A 21666-nucleotide genomic window follows, 5' to 3' on the forward strand; every position below is an offset into this window, starting at 1 on the left:
TTGGACGCCGGGAGGAAACATGATCGAGTCACTGCTGGTCGCCAACCGGGGCGAGATCGCCCGCCGGATCATCCGTACCGCGCGGCGGCTCGGGGTGCGCGCGATCGCGGTGCACTCCGAAGCCGACGCCGGCCTGCCGTTCGTGGCCGAGGCGGACGAGGCGGTCTGCGTGGGCCCGGCCAATCCGGCGCAGAGCTACCGGAACGTCGAGGCCATCCTCGCCGCCGCCAAGAAGACCGGCGCTCAGGCGATCCACCCCGGCTACGGCTTCCTGTCGGAGAACGCCGACTTCGCGCGTACCGTCGAGGCCAGTGGCCTGATCTGGGTCGGACCCGGCGCGGACGCGATCACCGCGATGGGCGACAAGATCAATGCCCGGAACCTGATGGCGGCGGCCGGGGTGCCGGTCGCGCCCGGCACCACCGACCCGGCGGCCGACCTGGACGCGGCGGTCGCCGCCGCCGCGGCGATCGGTTACCCGGTGATGGTCAAGGCCGCGGCCGGTGGTGGCGGCATGGGCATGGGCGTCGCCGTCGACGAGGCCGCGCTGCGCACCGAGTACGACAAGGTCCGCTCGTTCGCCGAGCGGATGTTCGGCGACGGCTCGGTGCTGATCGAGCGTTACTTCCCCCGGGTACGCCACGTTGAGGTGCAGATCCTCGGCCTGGCCGACGGCCGGGTGGTCGCCCTCGGCGAGCGGGAGTGCTCGGTGCAGCGCCGCAACCAGAAGCTGGTCGAGGAGTCGCCGTCCCCGGCGGTCTCCCCGGAGCTGCGCGAGCGCTTCCTGGCCGCCGCCGTGCGCGCCGGTGAGGCGGTCAACTACCGCAATGCCGGCACGGTCGAGTGTTTGCTCGATCCCGCGACGCAGGAGTTCTTCTTCCTGGAGATGAACACCCGGCTCCAGGTCGAGCACCCGGTCACCGAGTACGTCTACGGCGTCGACCTGGTGGAGGAGCAGTTGCGGGTGGCCGCCGGCCTGGCTCCGACGTTCGACCCGGACGCGCTCGCCCCGCACGGGCACGCCATCGAGCTGCGGATCAACGCCGAGGACCCGAAGCGCTTCCTCCCCGGCCCGGGTGCGATCGCCACCTGGAACGAGCCGGCCGGCGAGGGCGTACGGGTCGACTCCGGCTACGTCGCCGGCAACACGGTGACCCCGTTCTACGACAGCCTGATGGCCAAGCTGATCGTCAGCGGCAGGGACCGCACCGAGGCCGTGGAGCGGGCGCGGGCGGCGGTGGCCCAGTTCGAGATCGCCGGCCCGAAGAACAACCTGCCCTTCTTCGCCGAGCTGCTGGAGAACGAGGAGTTCCTCTCCGGCGACTACGACACCGGCATCGTCTCCCGCATGCGCTGACCGCCGGGGGTGACATGCTGGGGGGACCCCATCGCGTAACACCGTCACAGTGAGGTGACCCCTTATGGCGGAACTGCCGGACTTCGTGTCGATCCGGGAGGTCGGACCCCGGGACGGACTCCAGAACGAGGAGCCGATCCCCACCGACGCCAAGGTGCGGCTGCTCGACGCGCTGTCGCGTACCGGCGTGCGGCGGATCGAGGCGGTCTCCTTCGTGCACCCGAAGGCGATCCCGCAGATGGCCGACGCCGACGAGGTGTGGCAGCGGGCAACCAGGGTCGAGGGCGTACGCTACTCGGCCCTGGTGCCCAACACCCGGGGTGCCCAGCGCGCCCTGGCCGCCGGCTTCACCGAGATCGAGGTGGTCGTCTCGGCCAGCGACACGCACAACCGCCGCAACGTCAACCGTTCGACGGAGGAGTCGCTGGACGACATCGCCGAGCTGATCGACCTGCTGCACGGTGCCGGCGCGCGGGCCGAGGTGATCATCGCGACCAGCTTCGGCTGCCCGTACGAGGGGGACGTCGATCCCCAGCGGGTCGCCGGCATCGTCGACCGCGTGGTCCGCGACGGCGCCGACCGGGTTGCCTTCGGCGACACCACCGGCATGGGTACGCCCCGACGGGTCCGTGAGCTGATCACCGCGGTACGCGACCGCAACGCCCACATCCCGGTGCTGCTGCACTTCCACAACACCCGGGGCACCGCCCTGGCGAACCTGCTGACCGCCATGGAGCTGGGCGTCACCGAGTTCGACGCCAGCGTTGGTGGCCTCGGCGGCTGCCCGTACGCCCCGGGAGCCAGCGGCAACCTGGCCACCGAGGAGGCCGTGCACATGCTGCACGACATGGGCATCGACACCGGGATCGACCTGGACGCCCTGGTCGAGGCGGCCGAGCTGGCCGAGGAACTGGTCGGCAAGAAGCTCCCCTCCGGGGTCCTCCGGGCCGGCCCTCGTACCCGCCTCACCCCCCTTCCCGCCTGACTCCGTCGTACCCCGACCGGCCGGCCGCCACCCCCACGGCGGCCGGCCGTCCGCGTCTCGGCCGGCCCGCGCCCGCGCCCGTGTCGCTGGTCGGGATCGGGCCCGGAGCCGGTGCAGACTTCCTGATCAACCGTTCGGGTGGGCGGGGAGGCGCCGGGTCGCCGGGACGGGCGCCGGTGCGCTAGCCTAACGATCGTTCAGGTCGGTGGGCGCGCTCACGAGGCGCGGGTGGCGAGGGAGTCGGCGTGACGCTCGACGGTGAGGCTCTGGAGCAGCTGCGCAAGCGGGCCAAGGCCGGTGGCGCGGACAAGTACCACGCGGCGAACGCCGCCAAGGGCAAGCTCTTCGCCCGCGAGCGGGTCGCCCTCCTGGTCGACGAGGGCTCCTTCGTCGAGGACGGCGTCTACGCGAACGCGATGGCCGAGGGGCTGCCCGCCGACGGCGTGGTCACCGGCACCGCCACCATCGACGGCCGCCCGGTCTGCCTGATGGCGAACGACTCCACGGTGAAGGCCGGCAGCTGGGGCGCGCGTACCGTCGAGAAGATCATCCGGATCATCGAGCGGGCGTACTCCACCAGCGTGCCGATGGTCTACCTGGTCGACTCGGCCGGGGCCCGGATCACCGACCAGGTCGAGCTGTTCCCCGGCCGGCGCGGCGCCGGCAAGATCTTCTGGAACCAGGTACGCGCCTCCGGCTCGATCCCGCAGGTCTGCGCGCTGTTCGGGCCCAGCGCGGCCGGCGGGGCGTACATCCCGGCGTTCTGCGACGTGGTCGCCATGGTGGACGGCAACGCCAGCATGTACCTCGGCTCGGACCGGATGGTCGAGATGGTCACCGGCGAGAAGACCACCCTGGAGGCGATGGGCGGGGCCAAGGTGCACTGCGCCGAGTCCGGCGTCGGGCACTTCCTCTGCAAGACCGAGGCCGAGGCGCTCGATGTCGTCCGGCGCTACCTGTCGTACCTGCCGGCCAACTGGACGCAGGCGCCGCCGGCCGCCGAGGCCGTACCCGCGTCGGAGAAGGCCGACCTGGCCGCCCTCGTACCGGCCAGCGAGCGGCAGGCGTTCGACATGCGCCGGTACGTCAAGGGCCTGCTCGACGAGGGCAGCTTCTTCGAGATCCAGGCGCTCTGGGCCAAGGAGCTGACCATCGGCTTCGGCCGGCTGAACGGCGAGGTCGTCGGCGTGGTCGGCAACAACTCGATGTTCAAGGGCGGCGTGCTCTTCGTCGACTCGGCCGACAAGGCGACCCGCTTCGTGCAGCTCTGCGACGCGTTCAACGTGCCGCTGCTGTTCCTCTCCGACGTGCCCGGGTTCATGGTCGGCAGCGCGGTGGAGAAGCAGGGCATCATCCGGCACGGCGCCAAGATGATCACCGCGATCTCCGAGGCGACCGTACCCAAGATCTGCGTGGTGGTCCGGAAGGCGTACGGCGCCGGCCTCTACGCGATGGCCGGCCCCGGCTTCGAGCCGGACGCGACGATCGCGCTGCCCACCGCCAAGATCGCGGTGATGGGCGCGGAGGCCGCGGTCAACGCGGTGTACGCCAACAAGATCGCCGCGATCGAGGACGAGTCGGCGCGGGCCGCCTTCGTCGCCGCGAAGCGCGAGGAGTACGAGCGCGACATCGACATCGTCCGGCTCGCCAGTGAGCTGGTGGTGGACGCCATCGTCGAGCCGCACGAGCTGCGCGCGGAACTGGTGCGCCGGTTCGCCGCGGCGCGCGGCAAGGACCGCCGGTTCTCCCGGCGTCGGCACGGCGTCACCCCGGTCTGACCCGGCCGCGAACCGGCCCGAGCCAGCGATTCCGTCCCGGCGTCACGAGCGCCCGGCGGCCCACACAGGAGGATCAGATGGACTTCCGGCTCAGCGAGGAACAAGAGGCGCTGCGGGAGAGCGTGCGGGACTTCGCCCGTGAGGTGGTGGCGCCCGCCATCGCCGAGCACTACGAGCAGCACACCTTCCCGTACGAGATCATCCGTCAGATGGGCAAGATGGGCCTGTTCGGCCTGCCCTTCTCCGAGGAGCACGGCGGCATGGGCGGCGACTACTTCGCGCTCTGCCTGGCCCTGGAGGAACTGGCCCGGGTCGACTCCAGCGTGGCGATCACCCTGGAGGCGGCGGTCTCCCTCGGCGCGATGCCGATCTACCGGTTCGGCACGGACGAGCAGAAGGCGCAGTGGCTGCCGAAGCTGCTCAGCGGCGAGGCCCTGGCCGGTTTCGGGCTGACCGAGCCGGGCACCGGCTCGGACGCCGCCGGCACCCAGACGCGGGCGGTCCTGGACGGCGACGAGTGGGTGATCAACGGTTCGAAGGCATTCATCACCAACTCGGGCACCGACATCACCGCGCTGGTCACCGTCACCGCGGTCACCGGGACGAAGCCGGACGGTTCGAAGGAACTCTCCACCATCATCGTCCCGTCCGGTACGCCCGGCTTCACCGTCGCCCCCGGCTACTCCAAGGTCGGCTGGAACGCCTCGGACACCCACGAACTGACCTTCGACGACTGCCGGGTGCCCTCGGCCAACCTGCTCGGCGAGCGGGGCCGGGGTTTCGCCCAGTTCCTGCGCATCCTCGACGAGGGGCGGATCGCCATCGCCGCCCTGGCCGTCGGCCTCGCCCAGGGCTGCGTCGACGAGTCGATCAGGTACGCCAGGGAGCGCCAGGCCTTCGGCCAGCCGATCGGCAACTACCAGGCGATCCAGTTCAAGATTGCCGACATGGAGGCGAAGGCGCACACCGCCCGGCTGGCGTACTACGACGCCGCCGCCCGGATGCTCGCCGGCGAGCCGTTCAAGCGACAGGCCGCCATCGCCAAGTTGCACGCCAGCACCATCGCGGTGGACAACGCCCGCGACGCCACCCAGATCCACGGCGGCTACGGCTTCATGAACGAGTACCCGGTGGCCCGGTTCTGGCGGGACTCCAAGATTCTGGAGATCGGCGAGGGCACCAGCGAGGTGCAGCGCATGATCATCGCTCGCGACCTCGGCATGTGAGCCCGGGCCGGCGCGACCAGCCGGACCAGGGTGGCCGGCGAGCCGGGTGATTGTGTCGGATATCCGCGCGGGACGGTCAGTTGGGCGACGATCGGCTGTGTACGGTCGCACCCCGTCCGTACTCTTCGTGGCCATGACTCCGGATCATGATCCTTCAGGGAGCCCGGATCGTCGTACCCTTCTGCCCGATCTGCTGCGTGGGCACCGGCTCGCCGCCGGCCTCACCCAGGCCGAGCTGGCCGGCCGGGCCGGCGTCGGGGTGCGGACCGTCCGTGATCTGGAGCGGGGCCGGTCGGCGCGGCCCCAGCGCACCACCGTCGACCTGCTCGCCGATGCCCTCGGCCTGGCCGACGACGCCCGGCGGGCGTTCCGCGCCGCGGCCCGGCCGGCCCCGGCCGGGCCGCACCTCGCAGCCGCCGCGCCGCGCCCGGCCGCACGGCAACTCCCGGTGACCGGCTCCGCCACCACCGGATCCGGTACGTCCATAGCGCTGCCGCAACCGGTCCCGCTGATCGGCCGGGACCGGGACGTCGCCGAGGTGGCCGCCCTGCTGGGCGCGGAGCGTCCGGTGGTGAGCCTGGTCGGGCTGGCCGGCGTCGGCAAGACCGCGCTCGCCCTCACCGCCGCGTACGCGGTGGCCGCCGAGCATCCGGCCGGCGTCGCCGGGGTGCTGGTCGGCGAGGGCTCGGACGCGGCCGACGTCCTCGCCGCGTCGGTGGCGGTGCTCGGCGTGAACCGGCTCGCCGATCTTGCCGGCTGGCTCGGTGACCGGCCGGCGTTGCTGCTGGTGGACGCGGTGGAACGGGCACCCGGGCCGGTGGCGGAGGCGCTGCGCGCGCTGGTCGGCGCGGCACCCACGCTGCGCGTGCTGGTGACCGGTCGGCGCCCGGTCGGCCTCCCCGGCGAGCTGGTTCGGCCGGTCGCGCCGCTCGACGTGCCGCCGGTCGGGGCGGTGCCGGCGGACCCGACCGAGCTGGCCCGTTGGCCGGCGGCGGCGCTGTTCACCGCCCGGCTCGCCCAGGTCCGCCGGGAACCGCCGACCCCGGCCGAGCTGCCGGCGCTCGCCGCGCTGGTCCGTCGCCTCGGCGGCCTGCCACTGGCCATCGAGCTGATGGCCGCACGCGGCCGGATCCTCGACGTCACCGAGCTGCTCGACCGGTACGGCGACCGGGTTCTCGACCTCGCCACGGACGGCCGCCCGGGCTGGACGCCCGCCGACCGCGCGGCGGGCACGGTGACCCTGCGCGAGGCGGTGGCGACCAGCTACCGCCTGCTCGCGTCCGGGGAACGGGCGGCGCTTCGCCGGCTCTCGACGTTTCGTAACCGCTGGTCGGTGGAGCTGGCCGAGGACCTGCTCGCCGACGGCGGCCAGCCCGAGGACGCCGTACCGTTGCTGGACCGGCTGCTCGAACTCGGCCTGCTCAGCATCCGGGGCAGCGGACCGTTCCGGTTCCGCCTCCTGGACGCGGTACGCGACTTCGCCGCCGAGCAGGCCGTCGGGGAGGGCGAGCTGAGCCGGATCCGGCACCGGCACGCGCTCGTGGTCACGGCGATGGTGGTCCGCGTCGCCCCGAACCTGGCCGGCGCGGACCTGCCCGCTGCGGCGCACCTGCTGGACGAGGCGACCAGCGACATCACCGCCGCCCTGACGCACACCGCCGAGGACGATCCGGTGACCGCGCTGCGGCTGGCGGCGGCGCTGCCCCGGTGGTGGCGGCTGCGGGGCCGGGACATCGCCGGACGCCGGTGGCTGCGCCGGCTGTTGGCCGACCCGCGTACCGCCGATGTGGACCCGGTGCTGCGGGCCTGGGCCCAACTCGGGGCGGCTCAGCTCGCCGTAGAGCACGATGCCGGCGCGGAGGAACTGCCCGGGGCCCGCGCCGCGTTGGCCACCTTCCGGTCCGCCGGGGAGGTGGCCGGGGAGTTGTCGGCCCGTACGGCGCTCGGTGCGCTGCTGCCCGCCGTCGGCGGCCACGACGAGGCCCGGCAGCAGGCCGAGGCGGTGCTGGAACTGGCCACCCGGCACGGCCGGATACGCGACATGGCCGTTGCCCAGGCGTACCTGACCTGGCACGACGTACGGGTCGGTGACCTGGCTGGGGCCCGGCGTCGACTGGCCACCATGGAACGGCTGGCCGCTCAGTCCGGGGAGCAGCGGTTACGGGTGCTGGCCCGGGCCAACCTCGCCGAGGTGACCCGCCTGGAGGGCCGGTACGTCGACGCCGTGGAGCAGGGGCGGCGGGTGGCGGTGGCCCTCGTCGAGCTGGGCGACCCGGGGCACCGCCGTCGGGTGCTCGGCACGGTGGGGCTGGCGCTCGCCCAGGAGGGGCGGGCCGCCGAGGCGCTGGAGGTGGCCGCCGAACTGCGGCCCGCCCGGCCGGTGCCCGGGCAGCGCCCGCCATCGGACGGGTCCGGTGCCGGCTCGGCCGGGGAGGGGCGGGACCGGCCCGGCTCCGGGGAGGAGCCCGACCGCCGGCCGGAGGACGCGGTGTGCGCGCTGATCGAGGGGCATCTCGCGCTGCACCGGGGCGACCGCGAACTGGCGACCGAGTGGTACGCGGCGGCGGCCGACGCGGCGGTCGACGGCCGGAACCGGCGGGACGTGATCGAGGCGCTGGTCGGGCTGGCGGCGAGCACGGCCGACCTGGCGGTGCTGGACCGGCTCGACCGGGCGCGGCGATCCAGCGGGATCGGGTTGCTGCCCCGGGAGGAGGCCCTGCTCTACGCGTTGGTGGCCCGGCGCGGGCTGCGCAGCCGGCAGGGCTGACCGGGGACGAGTGGGGCGGGGGTGGCGCGAGCGAAGAAGCCCCCTGTTACTGCCCCTCGCTCATCGCTCGCGCCGGCACCCCCCGGTGCGCCCCCCGCTTGCCGAAAAGCCTATCCGGGGAGCTTGGGCCCTTAGTACGGTTATGCAGTGGTTTGTCCCCGCTGTTCGCTGCTTCTGCCGGTCTTTCTGCCGGTGCCCGGCGTGTGATCGACAACGCCGTCGACGCCCGGGGCGCTTCGTGCCTCCGGGGTCGCCGCGCTCGTGCCTCAGCAGCCGGCCGCGGTGGTCTCGTCGGCCGGCGCGGGGCAGTTGCTCCCGGCGGTCGCCCCCGGGTGGACGGCGTCGCGAACCCGGCGCAGGCCGTCGAGGAGGGCCTCCAGCGCGGCAGGTTCGAGCTGGCCGGTGAACCACTGTTCGATGATCTGGAGGTGCCCCGGCAGGGTCTCGTCCAGCCGGGCCAGGCCGGCGGCGGTCACCACCGCGTACGAGCTGCGCCGGTCGGACGGGCAGGCCCGGCGCCGGAGCAGGCCGTCGCGCTCCATCCGGTCGACGACCCGGGTCACCCCGCTGGTGGAGAGGGACGTCTGGGCGGAGAGGTCGGTCATCCGTAGCTGATTGCCCGGCGAGCGGGCGAGCCGCGTGAGCACCTCGAACTCGACGGGCGAGAGGCCGTGCTCCTCGAACTGGGCGGCGAACCGGGCCGACAGCCCGGCGTGCGCCTCGACGAGGAGGCCGACGGCGGTGATCCGGGGATCGTCGAACACGTTCTGGTCCACGCTGTCATCCTAGCAATACTTGACACGGGAAATATTGCCGTGCCTATAGTTGCTTAGTCAGTCGTTGGGCTACTAAACAATCTTCCCCTGGAGGACAGCACCATGACCAGCAGCACCGAAGCGGTTACCCGCGAGTGGGACGGCCTCACCATCCCCGCTGCCGGCACGTACCAGCTGGACGCGGCTCACAAGCGCGTCGGGTTCGTCGCGCGGCACATGATGGTCAGCAAGGTACGCGGTGAGTTCGGCGACGCGACCGCCACGATCACCGTCGCGGAGGACCCCCTGCAGTCCTCGGTGACCGCCACCATTCAGGCGGCGAGCATCGACACCACCCAGGCCGACCGCGACACGCACCTGCGCAGCGGCGACTTCCTCGACGTCGAGAAGTTCCCGACGCTGGAGTTCCGCAGCACCGGCGTGAAGTCCCACGCCGGCAACGAGTTCGTCCTCACCGGCGAGCTGACCGTGAAGGACGTCACCCGCCCGGTGGAACTCAAGGTCGAGTTCGAGGGGGTCGGCCGCAGCCCGTTCGGCCAGGACATCTTCGGCTTCTCGGCGAGCACCGAGATCGACCGCGAGGACTTCGGCCTGACCTGGAACGTCGCCCTGGAGACCGGTGGCGTCCTGGTCGGCAAGAAGGTCAAGATCGAGATCGAGGGCGAGGCCATCCGCCAGGGCTGACCGCCCACACGACCCCACGGGCCCGCGTCGTCGACGACGACGCGGGCCCGTTCGTCGTACGTGCACCAGGTGCGAGATCCGTCACGTTCTGCTCCCCCGCCGACCCCGGGTCCGGCGGTAACCGGCGGGGTAGGAGAACAGACCTGTGCCCGGCCCTGGTACCGATGGCCCGGGCGCACTTAACGTGAAGGTTCACTATGCGTTCCGGAACGGTACGGTTCCGTCGCGCCTCGCGCCGGGAGGGCACATGGGCAGAGACGTCGAGCAGAGCGCCTACTCCCGGGAGGACCGGGTCCGCTACCGGCAGAAGGTGCGGCGATGCCTGGATGTCTTCGCGCTGATGCTGGACGACTTCGGCTTCGACGCCGACCGCCCGATGACCGGGCTGGAGATCGAGCTGAACCTGGTCGACTCCGCCGCCGAGCCGGCCATGCGCAACGAGAAGATCCTCGCCGACATCGCTGACCCGCTCTTCCAGACCGAGCTGGGCCAGTTCAACCTGGAGCTGAACACACCGCCCCGGCTGATCGAGGGCACCGGCCTCGGTGACTACGAGCGGGATCTGCGCAACAGCCTCGCCCGCGCCGACGAGCGGGCGTCCCGGTCGGACGCCAAGATAGTGCTGGTCGGCATCCTGCCCACCCTCACCGAGCGGCACCTGATCGTCGACAACCTCTCCACCGACGAGCGCTACCGGGCGCTCAACGACCAGATCGTCGGTGCCCGGGGCGAGGACTTCGAGCTGGACATCCGCGGTGTCGAGCGGTTGCAGACGCACAACGACTCGATCGCCCCCGAAGCCGCCTGCACGAGTCTCCAGTTCCACCTCCAGGTCGCGCCGGACAGCTTCGCCGACTACTGGAACGCGTCCCAGGCCATCGCCGGCCCCCAGGTCGCGGTGGGCGCGAACTCACCGTTCCTCTACGGTCGACAGCTCTGGGCGGAAACCCGGATCGCCCTCTTCCAGCAGGCCACCGACACCCGGCCCGACGAGCTCAAGGCCCAGGGCGTACGCCCCCGGGTGTGGTTCGGGGAACGCTGGATCACCTCGATCTTCGACCTTTTCGAGGAGAACGTCCGCTACTTCCCGCCGCTGCTGCCGATCGTCGAGGACGAGGACCCGGTCGAGGTGCTGCACGCCGGCGGGGTGCCCACGCTGCCCGAGCTGCGGCTGCACAACGGCACGGTCTACCGCTGGAACCGGCCCGTCTACGACATCATGGGCGGCCGTCCGCACCTCCGGGTGGAGAACCGGGTGCTGCCGGCCGGGCCGACGGTGGTCGACATGCTGGCCAACGGCGCCTTCTACTTCGGGCTGGCCCGAGCCCTCGCCGAGGCGGACCGTCCCATCTGGAGCCAGCTCACCTTCAGCGCCGCCGAGGAGAACTTCCAGGCCGCCGCCCGACGGGGCCTGGACGCCGTCATGTACTGGCCCCGGCTCGGCGAGGTGCCGGTGGACAAGCTCGTGCTCGACCTCCTGCTGCCCATGGCCGCGCAGGGGCTGGACGGGTTCGGCGTCGCCCCGGCCGAGCGGGACCGCCTCCTCGGCGTCATCGAGCAGCGCTGCCGTACCGGCCGCAACGGCGCCACCTGGCAGACCGAGACGGTGTGGGCGGCCGAGCGGCACCGGGGCCTGGACCGGCGGGCCGCCCTGCACTACATGCTCCAGCGCTACGCGCAGCTCCAGCGCAGCAACGAGCCCGTGCACACCTGGCCGGTCGACTGACACCGCCGATGCCGGGTCAGCGGCCGCGGCGGCCCTTCGGCGCGGGCCCACCGTCGCCCGGATCACCGGTCGCGGTGGTGCCGGCCGGCGCGTCCGTCGCCGGACCGCCGGATGCCCGGCTGGTGGCTGCCGGGCCGGTCGTTGCCGGGCGGCTCGCCGTCCGGGCGTCCGCCGTCGAGCCGCTGGAGGGCACCGCCGGCGGCCCGGCGTCGGCCGGGGCGCTCGCCCCGTCCGAGGAGCCGGAGGCGCGCCGGGGCGGAGCGGCCCGGCCCCGCCGGGCCGTGGCGGAACCCGACGAAGAAGCGTTTTTCGCCCCCCGGACCGGTTTCCCGTCCGAACCCGTGACGGCCGGATCTGACGACCCGCCGGCGACCGTGGTGTCCGACCCGCCGATCGCCGCCACATCGACGGTGGGCCGCCCGTCCCCCGTCGCCCCGTCCACGGCCGGACCGTCGGCTTCGGCGCTGACGAGGTCGTGCTCGCCGGTGCGTTGGCGGGGCAGGGACACCCCGGTGCGGGCGGCGACCCGGTGCTCGGCCCGCTGGGCCAGCGCGGCCACCAACACCGAGCCCCCGACCCCGGCGATCACCGCGTACGGGGCGATCAGGTGGGCCGACAGCTGCTCGGCGGCGATCGCGGCGAGCCTCGGCACGGCCAGCAGGTAGGCCAGCGCGACGAGGAGCGGCCCGGCCGCACCGGAGGCCGCCGTACCGACCCGTTGCTCCGGCACCCGGGCGGTACGCCGGGCCGCCAGCACTCCGATCACCAGGGCGGAGCCCAGCGCGAGCAGTGCCCCGGGCCAGTAGAAGTAGTCCCGGATCCAGAACCGTTCGCTGTCCGCGCTGATCTGCCAGATGCCGAGCTGGGCGGTGGTCAGGCCGCGGCCGGAGAGCACTCCGTCGACCACCGACACCACCGCGAGCAGCCAGAGCCAGCCGGTGGTGGCGACGAGGTTGGTGGCGACCGCCCGGGTGTGCAGCGCCCACATCGCCAGGAGCAGCCCGATCAGCAGCCCGACGGCGGCGTACCCGGCGGCGACGGTCTGCGGCGCGGACGTGTCCGGCACCCGTGCCGCGCGGGCCGGCACCGCGACCAGCAACACGGTGATCAGCGCGCCGGCCGTGGCACCGACCGCCAGGCCGAGTTTCCGCAGCGGGCCGCCGGGCTCCTGGGCATCCCCACCCCGCAGCCGGTGGGCGCAGATCGCACCGGCGACCACCGAGGTGGCGGAGATCCAGGTGGCCCAGGCGAGGCTCGCCACCCAGGTCGCTTCGACCTGGGCGGCACCGGCCGGCGTCCAGTTGATGATGCCCAGTCCGTAGCCGAAGCCCAGCTGCGCGGCCCCCGTACCGGCGGCGACGCCGAGCGCGGCGGTGATCGATACTCCCCAGCCCCGTCTGGCCATGCCGGGGAGCGTAGCGTCCCAGGGTCGGTGCGGCGAGTCGTGCGAGAACGATCGGCCGTGCGACGGCTGGGCGGCGCCGGATACGGTCGCCGGTGGATGAGGCGGTGGACGCGATGACGGACGACGGGTACCCGGACCGACAGCCCGGGGCGGGCGACGAACCGGGGCCGGACCGGACGAGGCTGCTCCTGGGTGGCGGCCTCGCGATGGTCCTGTTGGCGGTGATCGGGGCGAGCGGCGGCTGGATCCTCGCCGGGGAGGCGGAGCCGACCACGCCGCCGGATGCCGGCATGACCACCCTGGCGCCGCCGAGCGATGACGCCACACCGAGCGCCGCGCCGGCCAGCACGCCGCAGCAGCGCCCGACCGGCGTACGGACCACCACGGCCGCCGGACTGACCGTGCCCGAACTGGTCGGCACCGACTTCGCACAGGCCCGGCGGGAGTTGCGGGAACGCAGGCTCGGCTGGCGGCTCGTCTTCGGCGCCGGCTCGGGCCGGAGCGTCCAGCGCACCGCTCCCGAGCCCGGTACGCCGGTCCGTCGCGGCACCACGGTCACCCTCTGGGTCGCCGGTCCGGCGCCGGCCCTGCCCGTACCGGACCTGATCGCCCAGGACTGCGGCGACGCCGCCGACGACCTGGTCGAGGCGGGCCTCTACCCGCGTTACCGCACCAACCTGCGCCGAGGGCCGGTCACCGCCCAGGACCCGGTCGCCGGTGCGACCGCCCGGTGGAACGACCAGGTCACCCTGACCTGCGGTGACGAGCCGACGGCTCCGGACGCCACCCCCTCCGTGAAGCCGTGACCGGAGGCTCGCCGCGCTGATGCCTGCCGATGGCCCCCCGGACCGCTACCGTGGACGGTCGAGGGCCAGGGCGCCCGTCCCGGTGGGGAAAGGACGTGCCGTGAGCGACGACCACCAGGAGCCATCCGCCGGGGATGCCGACGCCACCCGCCCGCTGTCGTTCCGCCCGGCGAGCGGCGATGACGCGGACGCGACCAGAGCGGCCGACCCGGACGCGACCCGAGCCGTGCCGGGCCCCGGCGGCCCGGCCGGGCGCGACCCGGTGGACGTCACCCGTCCACTGCCCGGCGGCGGCGGGCCGGCTGTCCCGGCGGCCTGGTCGGGGCGGGCGGGGGTGCCCCCGCCACGGCCGGCCGGCTATGCCGAGCCCGGCACCGAGTGGTACGCCGAGGAGCAGGCCGATCGTCGCTGGTGGATGCCGATCCTGCTGGGCGTCCTCGCCCTGGCGCTGATCGCGCTGATCGGGTTGGGCGGCTGGCTGTCGTTGCGCGCGACGGAGCGGGACCCCGGGCCGGCTCCCACCTCCCCGGCCGTGCCGAGCACCGCCCCGGAGACCAGCGCCGCGCCGACCACCACCGCGCCGAGTACCTCGCCGGCGACCACCCCACCAAGTACCCCACCGGCGACAACGGCCACCCCGGTGGCGATGCCGCCGCTGGTGGGGCTGCCGGAGGCCACGGCCCGGGCGCTCCTCGACCGGCTGGACGTGCCCTACCGGGTGGAGCGGCGCACGTCGGAGCGGCCGGCCGGCACGGTGATCGAGAGCGACCCGGCGGCCGGCCAGCCGGTCGCCCCGGGTGATGAGGTCACGATCGTGGTGGCCGAGGCCGGTACGCCGACGACCGGCGCGAGCACCGCGACGCCGGGCCGGACGGTCACGCCGACCCCCTGACCGTCACCACTGGCGGCGTCTGGTGCCGACCAGACCCAGCCCGGCCAGCGAGATGGTGAGGCCGAGCAGCCCGGAGTAGAACAGCGACCGGCTCAGGCCCGTGGTGTCCCGTACGCCGCCGGCACCGGCCAGCGTCTCCTCCCCGGCACCGCCGCCACCCGCCTGGTGTGGGGTGGGCGTCGCGTCGGCGTCGTTGCCGAGGGCGGCGGAGCCCGGCGTACCGGCCCAGCCCGGTTCGTCCTCCGGGTCGGTGTCCGGCCCGGGGTTTTTGCCGGCCACGGTGATCTCGGGAGCCGGTACCGGCTCGGTCAACTGTTCGGTGGCGGAGAAGGCCGGGTGACGGACCACGAGCGCGAGTGCGGTCGCGGCGCCGAGGAGTGCGAGGAGCCCGAGGGCGTAGCCGACAGGGGACCGGTGGTGCCGCCGCGCGGCGGGCAGATTGACCATGACCATCCCAGGTTCAGGGTCCGGGACGCGCGGGGTGGAGACTTTGCCGGGGTGGGCGTACCGATTCTATGGCGGCGGCCCACTCCCCGGCCGGTCAATCGCGGGGTCAGCCCACCCGGACCGGGGTCCGGACGACCGGGCGTCGGGCCCGGACGGTGTGCTGACGCGGTGCCGGGGCGGCCTGCAACTGCCGCAGCCCCGCCTGCTGTACGAAGATCGACCGCCGGCTGACCGCGTCCCCCGCCGCGTTCAACTCGTAGCCGTCGAGCCAGAGCCAACCGTCGTAGGTCGGCCAGTCGATCACCCGGATCACCCGGAACATGATCGGTCGAAGGAACTGGACACTCGCCGCGCGATTCACGTGCAGTACGTCACCGGAGCGGGGAAGCACATGGGCTCCTGGAAAGGATCGGCCGGCGGGCGTGCCGGCGAAGGCTGATCGGGGGACAAGTCGGCCCTGGTGACGGGGGTCGCGCCTCGTGGACCGGCTGATCAGGTTGTTCGGTGGTGGTCGGGCCGTGCCCGCGGTCGCGGGTCGCCACCCGACCAACACCCGGCTGCTCCCGGTTACCGCTCCCGCCGCCGCAGCCAAACTGGCGTGCAGCGGCGAGGTCATTACCCCGGGGCAGGTCGCGGGGCGCGGGACGGCTCCCCTCCCGCCGTCCCGCGGCCCGTGGGGTCACCACGTCGAGAGATCATGCGGAGACGGTGAGTAACCCGTGCCATATCGACAGAGTGCACCAGGGAAGTGCTTCATGCAAGTTGCACGTCGAGTTTTGCCGATACGCGAGCATGACACGTGAACGTGACGCTTGAAGCCTCCGGTGCCGGGACGGCACACTGGACGCCGGTTTCGCCCGTCGCGGCCGGTCGACGACCGGCACCACCCCTGCCGCGAACGATCGCCCGCCGTAAGCCGGTCGCGCCCCCGGCGGGGGTCGAACCGGGCGCGGTCGACCGGAGGTAGTCGGGTGAGCGCGAGGAATCGTCATCCCCGTCCAGCAACCCGCGGAGCGGTGTCGTGACTGAGCGACGCAGCCCCACCATCCGGCGTCGACGCCTGGGGGCGGAACTCCGCCGCCAGCGGGAGGCCGCCCGCATCACCATCGAGACCGTGGCAGAGCAGTTGGAATGCTCGGCCTCGAAGATCTCCCGCATCGAGACCGGTCACACCACCGCCACCCCGAGGGATGTGCGGGACATGCTCCGCATCTACGGGGTGGTGGGCGCCGAGAGCGACGAGCTGGTGCAGATTGCCCGCGAGGCCCGGCAGAAGGGCTGGTGGCATCCGTACAGCACGGTGCTGGTCGGGGCGTACGTGGGGCTGGAGGCGGCGGCCAGCTCGATCCGGGCGTACGAGCAGCAGGTCGTGCCGGGCCTGCTGGAAACCGAGGAGTACGCCAGCGCAATGATCCGGGCCGCGCGGCCGGACTTCAGTGCGGATCAGGTCGCACAACGTGTCCGTGTCCGTCTGGGCCGTCAGTCGTTGCTGACTCAGAACGATCCGGTCGATCTGTGGGTGGTGCTCGATGAGGCGGTGTTGAGCCCAGGGCTACTGCAAGATCGAGATATGACCGGTCTGCCGGCTTCGGGGTAGTCACGCCGGTTGCGGCTGTTACATGAGGTAGAGCGCGGTCTTCGGCTGATCATTCAGGTGTCTAGGCCAAATGATCGAACTCGAGGACCGCGCTCGTGGAGCCATCATCGTTGATCGGCGGGCTGTCCGCACGCCTGCACCGCGTGTCGGATGATCCGCATCGTCATGCCGCCGGCCTGTTGCAGGCTCTGGCCCGGGTACCCGACCCGCGTGACCCACGTGGCCGGGTCCATTCGTTGCCCAGCCTGCTCACGGTCGCGGTGAGCGCGGTGGCTGCCGGGCAACGTTCGGTGTCGGCCATCGGTGAGTGGGCGGCCGACCTGCCGGTATCGACACTGGACCGGTTGCAGGTCGCTCGGGATCGGTTCACCAACGCCTATCTGGTGCCGAACGCGTCCACGATCGGGCGGGTCCTGGCGCGTGTCGACGCCGATGCTCTGGACACGGCGATCGGCCGGTGGCTGATCAACCGGACAGCCGTCACGCCGGCAGTGGGCCGTCGGGCCATCGCTGTGGACGGCAAGACGTTACGCGGCAGCGGCCGCCCCGGCGGTCAGGTCCACCTGCTCGCCGCGTTGGACCAGCACACCGGCGCGGTGCTCGCCCAGACCGGCGTCGACGGCAAGACCAACGAAATCACCCGGTTCCAGCCGCTGCTGGACGACCTCGACCTGACCGGTGCCGTCATCACCGCGGATGCCCTGCACACCCAACGTGAGCACGCCCGCTGGCTGACCGAGACCAAACACGCCGCGTACCTGTTCACCGCGAAGAAGAACCAGCCGCGACTGTACCGGCAGCTCAAGGCCTTGCCCTGGGCCAAAATCCCGGTCCTGGACGAAACCAGCAGCCACGGTCACGGCCGCCGCGACATCCGAGCGCTGCAAGCAGTCACCTGCCTCGGTCCCCTCGCGATCGACTTCCCGCACGCCAGCCAGGCCCTACGAATTCGCCGGCGCCGGTACAACCAGGCCACAGGACGGTGGTCCACCGTCACCGTCTACGCCATCACCAGCCTCGGCGCAGCCGAGGCCCGGCCTGCCGACCTGGCCGACTGGCTACGAGGACACTGGCTGATCGAGGCCCTGCACTACCTGCGTGACGTCACCTTCGGCGAGGACGCCAGCCAGGTCCGCACCGGCAACGCCCCACAAGCTATGGCCGCCCTCCGCAACACCGTGATCAGCCTGCTCCGGATGGCCGGCGTCACCAACGTCGCCAAAGCCCTACGCCACAACAGCCGAAACCCGGACCGGCCACTACAACTCCTCGGAATCACCTGAACCGCTCAAATCCCTACCTTGCAGAAGCCCTGGTGTTGAGCCGGCCGGTGGGTGGCGACGTGGTGATGCGTGGCCAGCTCAAGCGGCTGGTGGAGGTGGCCGAACTGCCGAACGTGACGTTGCAGGTCCTGCCCTTCGAGGTGGGCGCGCACGCCGGCATGGACGGGACCTTCACGATCCTCAGCTTCCCCGAAGCGAGTGATCCCGATGTCGTGTACGCGGAGAACGCCACGGGTGGGCTCTTCCTTGAGAAGAGCGACGAACTACAGAAGTACAGCTTCATCTTCGATCACATTCGAGCAGCGGCCATACGCCCGGAGGAATCCATCGCTCACATCGCAAAACTGGCAGAGGAGCCGTTGTGGAAATGGCGACCAAGAAGTTCCCCGTAGACCTGACGCAGGCGACCTGGTTCAAGAGCTCGAAGAGCGGGCCGAACTGTGACAACTGCGTGGAGGTCGCGTACGTGACCGGGGCGGTCGGCGTTCGGGACTCAAAGGACAAGACGGGCCCGGCCCTGGTCTTCGCCCCCGGCGACTGGCACGCTTTCGTCGCCGGTGCCAGGGACGGAGCCTTCGCCCGGGCTTGATCCGGCGACCCGGACCGTGAACGTGGTCCCGCCCGGCAACGTGGCCGGGCGGGACCATTTCGTGTGCCCCGGCCGGGTCGGTCGGGCCCACCCGTCGCCACTTCCGTTCCGCCTCGTTGAACCGCACGGATCGGCAACCGAATGAGGTAGGCGAGACGGATGACGACGATCGGTTCAGAGAATCTCACCAACGGCCCGGGAAAGCCGGAGCGGTTCGGCGGCAAGTACCGCGGGGCGCGCCGGGACACCGTCCTCACCGAGGTGGGCTCGGCCGACGCCGAGATCGGCGGTCGGGAGGCCAGTCCGGAGCAGGCATCCCCGCCGCTCACCCTGCCGTCCCTGGATCCCAATCCGCTCACCGAGCCGTCGTTCCCGCCGACCGGCTGGCCGTTGGAACAGGGCGAGTCCCTGATGGACCATCCGCTGCTGCGCGGCCTGCTGATGGAGTTGCCGCCGAGGGGCAGTGTGCCGCCGCCCGGCTGGCTGGACCGCTGGTTCGAGGCGACCCGGGCGATCCTCGAACTGCTATACGTGCAGGGGGCCGGCCGGTCGCGTTGACCCGGTGCTCGCCGGCGGCATGGCACGCTCGGCGAGCCGGTTGTGCCGCAGCGCGTGGCGTACTCCGATCGCGGTGACGCCGAGCACGCCGACGGTGATGGCCGGGCCGGTCACGGCCGGTGCCGTGAGCAGGTCGACGCCCGCCGCCGAGACCACCGCCGGCAGGACGGCGAGCGCGGTCACCTGGATCGGCAGCCCGATCAGCGGGTGCGCCGCGGCGGCCCGTAGCCCGTGCGGTGCCGGGGTCTCGGGCGCGCTGGCGAAGGCGCCCGCGCCGGCCCGCAGGCGCCCGATCCGTCGGACCGTGCAGGCCGTGACGACCAGCGCCGGGCCGGTCGCGAGGGCGAGCCCGCCAGCGGCCCGGTCGACCGCCGTCGTTCCGGCGCTCTGCAGGCCCAGGACCAGGACGGCCGCCGTCAGGACGAGGCCGGTCAGGGTCAGCACGGACAACCATCCGGTACGCCGACGCAGCGCGCGGGCGCGGTCCAGCCGAGGCAGTCCGTCCGCCACGACGCCGGCGGCGGTCCACACGGCGGCGACGGGGAGCAGTACGACGAGCTGGTCGGCCATGTCCCTCAGCCTTGCCCGGATCGACGCTTTCCGAATCCGGGGCGGCACCCCGATTCGTCCCGTACGCCTCCCCGTAGGGGCCATCCCACCGGTGTTATTGAGAAATCGACATGTTCACCCTGTCGAGGTCCTGATCTAGCCTCTTGTCGAATCGGCAAACGTCGATCTTCCTGTGCCTCATCAGGTGGACGGCCGTGCGCCGGTCGGAGGGAGGTAGGGAGATGGGTCTCCCACACAGGTCCGTACTCGTCGGCGTGGCCACCCTGACCATGCTCGCCGCCGCCAGCCCCGCCCTGGCGGCCGAGCCGAGCGGAGTCGTCCGGAACGCCGGTGGCGCCACCGCGGTGACCGACAGCTACCTCGTTGTGCTGAAGGACAGCGCGGTCGCCCCCGGCCGGGTCCCCGAGGCCGGGCAGCGGCTGACCACCCGGCACGGTGGCGTCGTCGCCCGCACCTGGAGCACCGCGCTGCGCGGCTTCGAGGTCCGGGTCGGCGCGGCAGCCGCCGCCCGGATCGCCGCCGATCCCGCCGTGGCGTACGTGGAGCAGAACCACACCGTGTCGATCACCGGCACCCAGGCGAATCCGCCGTCCTGGGGGCTGGACCGGATCGACCAGCGGAACCTGCCGCTGGACAGCTCGTACACCTACCCGAACACGGCCTCGAACGTCCGGGCGTACATCATCGACACCGGCATCCGGACCACGCACGGCGACTTCGGTGGCCGCGCCTCCTGGGGTACGAACACCGTCGACACCAACAACACCGACTGCAACGGCCACGGCACCCACGTCGCCGGCACCGTCGGCGGATCGTCCTACGGGGTGGCCAAGGGCGTGCGGCTGGTCGCGGTCAAGGTGCTCAACTGCTCCGGCAGCGGCACCACGGCCGGGGTCGTCTCCGGCGTCGACTGGGTTACCCAGAACGCGGTCAAGCCCGCGGTGGCCAACATGAGCCTCGGCGGCGGTGCGGACAGTACGCTCGACACGGCGGTCCGCAACTCGATCGCCGCCGGCATCACCTACGGCCTGGCCGCCGGTAACGACAACGGTGCGAACGCCTGCAACACCTCGCCGGCCCGGGTCACCGAGGCGATCACGGTCGGCTCGACCACCAGCACCGACGCCCGGTCCTCGTTCTCCAACATCGGCACCTGCCTGGACATCTTCGCGCCGGGCTCATCGATCACCTCCGCCTGGAACACCAACGACACCGCGACCAACACGATCAGCGGCACGTCGATGGCGACCCCGCACGTGGTCGGCGCGGCGGCGCTGGTGGCCAGCGCCAACCCGTCCTGGACCCCGCAGCAGGTTCGCGACTACCTGGTCGACAACGCCACCAGTGGCGTGGTGACCAGCCCGGGGACGGGCTCGCCCAACAAGCTGCTCTACGTGGTCAACGGCACGTCGAGCAACGACTTCTCCGTCTCGGTCTCGCCGACGTCCGGTTCGGTGACGGCGGGTTCCGCGGTCTCCACCACCGTGTCGACGGCGACCACCAGCGGGACCGCGCAGACCGTGACGTTCTCCGCGTCCGGCCTGCCGACCGGCGCGAGCGCGTCGTTCAGCCCGGCGTCGGTGACCTCGGGCGCCTCGTCGACCCTGACGATCAGCACCTCGGCCAGCACCCCGTCCGGCACCTACCCGGTGACGATCACCGGCACCGCGACCTCCGGCGCCAAGACCACGACGTACACGCTGACCGTGAACGGCACCGGCGGCGGCTGCACCGGCGCCGGCCAGAAACTGGGCAACCCCGGCTTCGAGTCCGGCAACACCGTCTGGACCGCCACGACCGGCGTCATCGGCCAGTACGGCTCCAGCGGCCAGCCCACCCACGGCGGCACCTGGAACGCCTGGATGGACGGCTACGGCAGCACCCACACCGACACCCTGTCCCAGTCGGTGAGCCTGCCGGCCGGCTGCACCACCTACAACTTCAGTTTCTGGCTGCACATCGACAGCTCGGAGACGACCACCACCACCGCCTACGACAAGCTCACGGTGCAGGTCCTCAACTCCTCCGGCACCGTCCTGACGACCCTGGCCACCTACTCCAACCTGAACAAGGCCACCGGCTACAGCCAGAAGACGTTCTCCCTGGCCGCCTACGCCGGCCAGAACGTCACCCTGAAGTTCACCGCCACCGAAGACGTCCTCTACCAGACGTCCTTCGTCATTGACGACACCGCGGTCAACGTGTCCTGAGCCAACCCCT

Annotated in this window: 18 protein-coding genes and 2 pseudogenes; 15 read left to right on the plus strand and 5 right to left on the minus strand. The window is 72.2% G+C overall.

Annotation, left to right across the window (positions count from 1 at the left end; genetic code table 11):
* Positions 1–19 precede the first annotated feature (19 nt).
* From GA0070621_RS23695 to GA0070621_RS23715, 5 genes are all read left to right on the plus strand, one after another.
* The gene (locus tag GA0070621_RS23695; protein ID WP_091199835.1) at positions 20–1357 is read left to right on the plus strand and encodes an acetyl-CoA carboxylase biotin carboxylase subunit; all 1338 of its coding nucleotides are present in this window, start codon (positions 20–22) and stop codon (positions 1355–1357) included.
* 64 nt (positions 1358–1421) lie between these two features.
* Positions 1422–2342: a hydroxymethylglutaryl-CoA lyase gene (locus GA0070621_RS23700; protein ID WP_091199837.1), complete on the plus strand. Its 921-nt coding sequence runs from the start codon at positions 1422–1424 to the stop codon at positions 2340–2342.
* Between the two features lie 245 nt (positions 2343–2587).
* Entirely contained in the window at positions 2588–4120 is a 1533-nt protein-coding gene (locus GA0070621_RS23705) for an acyl-CoA carboxylase subunit beta (RefSeq protein WP_091199839.1), read from the plus strand.
* Positions 4121–4197: 77 nt separating this feature from the next.
* Positions 4198–5346, plus strand: coding sequence for an acyl-CoA dehydrogenase family protein (locus GA0070621_RS23710; RefSeq protein WP_091199842.1), 1149 nt, complete (start codon positions 4198–4200; stop codon positions 5344–5346).
* Positions 5347–5479: 133 nt separating this feature from the next.
* On the plus strand, positions 5480–8113 hold the full coding sequence (locus GA0070621_RS23715; protein ID WP_091202770.1) for an ATP-binding protein: 2634 nt from the start codon (positions 5480–5482) through the stop codon (positions 8111–8113).
* 266 nt (positions 8114–8379) lie between these two features.
* Here GA0070621_RS23715 and GA0070621_RS23720 read toward each other — a convergent pair whose 3' ends face one another.
* Positions 8380–8889 carry a MarR family winged helix-turn-helix transcriptional regulator gene (locus tag GA0070621_RS23720; protein ID WP_091199843.1) on the minus strand — a complete coding sequence of 170 codons (510 nt, stop codon included), beginning with the start codon at positions 8887–8889 and terminating at the stop codon, positions 8380–8382.
* A 102-nt stretch (positions 8890–8991) separates the two neighbouring features.
* Here GA0070621_RS23720 and GA0070621_RS23725 point away from each other — a divergent pair, with 102 nt between their 5' ends.
* Both GA0070621_RS23725 and GA0070621_RS23730 read left to right on the plus strand, forming a co-directional pair.
* Entirely contained in the window at positions 8992–9573 is a 582-nt protein-coding gene (locus tag GA0070621_RS23725; protein ID WP_091199845.1) for a YceI family protein, read from the plus strand.
* A 247-nt stretch (positions 9574–9820) separates the two neighbouring features.
* Positions 9821–11299 carry a glutamate--cysteine ligase gene (locus tag GA0070621_RS23730; RefSeq protein ID WP_091199847.1) on the plus strand — a complete coding sequence of 493 codons (1479 nt, stop codon included), beginning with the start codon at positions 9821–9823 and terminating at the stop codon, positions 11297–11299.
* 16 nt (positions 11300–11315) lie between these two features.
* On the opposite strand, the gene GA0070621_RS23735 is transcribed toward GA0070621_RS23730, so the two are convergent.
* Positions 11316–12704, minus strand: coding sequence for a hypothetical protein (locus tag GA0070621_RS23735; protein WP_167667239.1), 1389 nt, complete (start codon positions 12702–12704; stop codon positions 11316–11318).
* 92 nt (positions 12705–12796) lie between these two features.
* Between GA0070621_RS23735 and GA0070621_RS23740 the strand changes: the two genes are divergently transcribed.
* Both GA0070621_RS23740 and GA0070621_RS23745 read left to right on the plus strand, forming a co-directional pair.
* Positions 12797–13510, plus strand: coding sequence for a PASTA domain-containing protein (locus tag GA0070621_RS23740; protein ID WP_167667241.1), 714 nt, complete (start codon positions 12797–12799; stop codon positions 13508–13510).
* A 100-nt stretch (positions 13511–13610) separates the two neighbouring features.
* Positions 13611–14402 (plus strand): Stk1 family PASTA domain-containing Ser/Thr kinase, encoded by a 792-nt coding sequence (locus GA0070621_RS23745; protein WP_091199849.1) that lies wholly within the window; start codon positions 13611–13613, stop codon positions 14400–14402.
* A 3-nt stretch (positions 14403–14405) separates the two neighbouring features.
* On the opposite strand, the gene GA0070621_RS23750 is transcribed toward GA0070621_RS23745, so the two are convergent.
* Complete coding sequence (locus GA0070621_RS23750; RefSeq protein WP_091199851.1) at positions 14406–14855, minus strand: hypothetical protein; 450 nt, start codon at positions 14853–14855, stop codon at positions 14406–14408.
* Between the two features lie 100 nt (positions 14856–14955).
* A complete protein-coding gene (locus tag GA0070621_RS23755) occupies positions 14956–15240 on the minus strand; it encodes a hypothetical protein (protein ID WP_091199853.1) in 285 nt (94 codons plus the stop codon).
* Positions 15241–15870: 630 nt separating this feature from the next.
* Here GA0070621_RS23755 and GA0070621_RS23760 point away from each other — a divergent pair.
* The 5 genes and pseudogenes from GA0070621_RS23760 to GA0070621_RS23780 form a co-directional block, all read left to right on the plus strand.
* A pseudogene (locus GA0070621_RS23760) lies at positions 15871–16428 on the plus strand (Scr1 family TA system antitoxin-like transcriptional regulator); the annotation flags it as partial.
* A gap of 161 nt (positions 16429–16589) precedes the next feature.
* A complete protein-coding gene (locus GA0070621_RS23765; protein ID WP_269455359.1) occupies positions 16590–17729 on the plus strand; it encodes an ISAs1 family transposase in 1140 nt (379 codons plus the stop codon).
* Between the two features lie 32 nt (positions 17730–17761).
* Positions 17762–18121, plus strand: a pseudogene (locus GA0070621_RS23770) (DUF5753 domain-containing protein); the annotation flags it as partial.
* Positions 18097–18318 (plus strand): DUF397 domain-containing protein, encoded by a 222-nt coding sequence (locus GA0070621_RS23775; protein ID WP_091199855.1) that lies wholly within the window; start codon positions 18097–18099, stop codon positions 18316–18318. The pseudogene GA0070621_RS23770 and the gene GA0070621_RS23775, both read left to right, overlap by 25 nt.
* Before the next feature lie 159 nt (positions 18319–18477).
* Positions 18478–18876, plus strand: a complete 399-nt coding sequence (locus GA0070621_RS23780; protein WP_091199858.1) for a hypothetical protein — start codon at positions 18478–18480, stop codon at positions 18874–18876.
* Here GA0070621_RS23780 and GA0070621_RS23785 read toward each other — a convergent pair.
* A complete protein-coding gene (locus tag GA0070621_RS23785; RefSeq protein WP_091199860.1) occupies positions 18844–19446 on the minus strand; it encodes a hypothetical protein in 603 nt (200 codons plus the stop codon). The genes GA0070621_RS23780 and GA0070621_RS23785 overlap by 33 nt on opposite strands.
* Positions 19447–19667: 221 nt before the next feature.
* Here GA0070621_RS23785 and GA0070621_RS31215 point away from each other — a divergent pair, with 221 nt between their 5' ends.
* Positions 19668–21656, plus strand: coding sequence for a S8 family peptidase (locus tag GA0070621_RS31215; RefSeq protein WP_167667253.1), 1989 nt, complete (start codon positions 19668–19670; stop codon positions 21654–21656).
* The last annotated feature ends 10 nt before the right edge of the window (positions 21657–21666 follow it).

Origin of the sequence: Micromonospora narathiwatensis (genome assembly GCF_900089605.1) — a bacterium.
GTDB lineage: Bacteria > Actinomycetota > Actinomycetes > Mycobacteriales > Micromonosporaceae > Micromonospora > Micromonospora narathiwatensis.

Bases quoted from the DNA above. Each gene is read 5' to 3' on its own strand.
- GA0070621_RS23700 (WP_091199837.1), top strand. From the start codon at position 1,422: ATGGCGGAACTGCCGGACTTCGTGTCGATCCGGGAGGTCGGACCCCGG.
- GA0070621_RS23785 (WP_091199860.1), bottom strand. From the start codon at position 19,446: ATGGCCGACCAGCTCGTCGTACTGCTCCCCGTCGCCGCCGTGTGGACC.
- GA0070621_RS23780 (WP_091199858.1), top strand. From the start codon at position 18,478: ATGACGACGATCGGTTCAGAGAATCTCACCAACGGCCCGGGAAAGCCG.
- GA0070621_RS23725 (WP_091199845.1), top strand. From the start codon at position 8,992: ATGACCAGCAGCACCGAAGCGGTTACCCGCGAGTGGGACGGCCTCACC.
- GA0070621_RS31215 (WP_167667253.1), top strand. From the start codon at position 19,668: ATGGGTCTCCCACACAGGTCCGTACTCGTCGGCGTGGCCACCCTGACC.
- GA0070621_RS23695 (WP_091199835.1), top strand. From the start codon at position 20: ATGATCGAGTCACTGCTGGTCGCCAACCGGGGCGAGATCGCCCGCCGG.
- GA0070621_RS23775 (WP_091199855.1), top strand. From the start codon at position 18,097: ATGGCGACCAAGAAGTTCCCCGTAGACCTGACGCAGGCGACCTGGTTC.
- GA0070621_RS23710 (WP_091199842.1), top strand. From the start codon at position 4,198: ATGGACTTCCGGCTCAGCGAGGAACAAGAGGCGCTGCGGGAGAGCGTG.
- GA0070621_RS23715 (WP_091202770.1), top strand. From the start codon at position 5,480: ATGACTCCGGATCATGATCCTTCAGGGAGCCCGGATCGTCGTACCCTT.
- GA0070621_RS23735 (WP_167667239.1), bottom strand. From the start codon at position 12,704: ATGGCCAGACGGGGCTGGGGAGTATCGATCACCGCCGCGCTCGGCGTC.
- GA0070621_RS23750 (WP_091199851.1), bottom strand. From the start codon at position 14,855: ATGGTCATGGTCAATCTGCCCGCCGCGCGGCGGCACCACCGGTCCCCT.
- GA0070621_RS23730 (WP_091199847.1), top strand. From the start codon at position 9,821: ATGGGCAGAGACGTCGAGCAGAGCGCCTACTCCCGGGAGGACCGGGTC.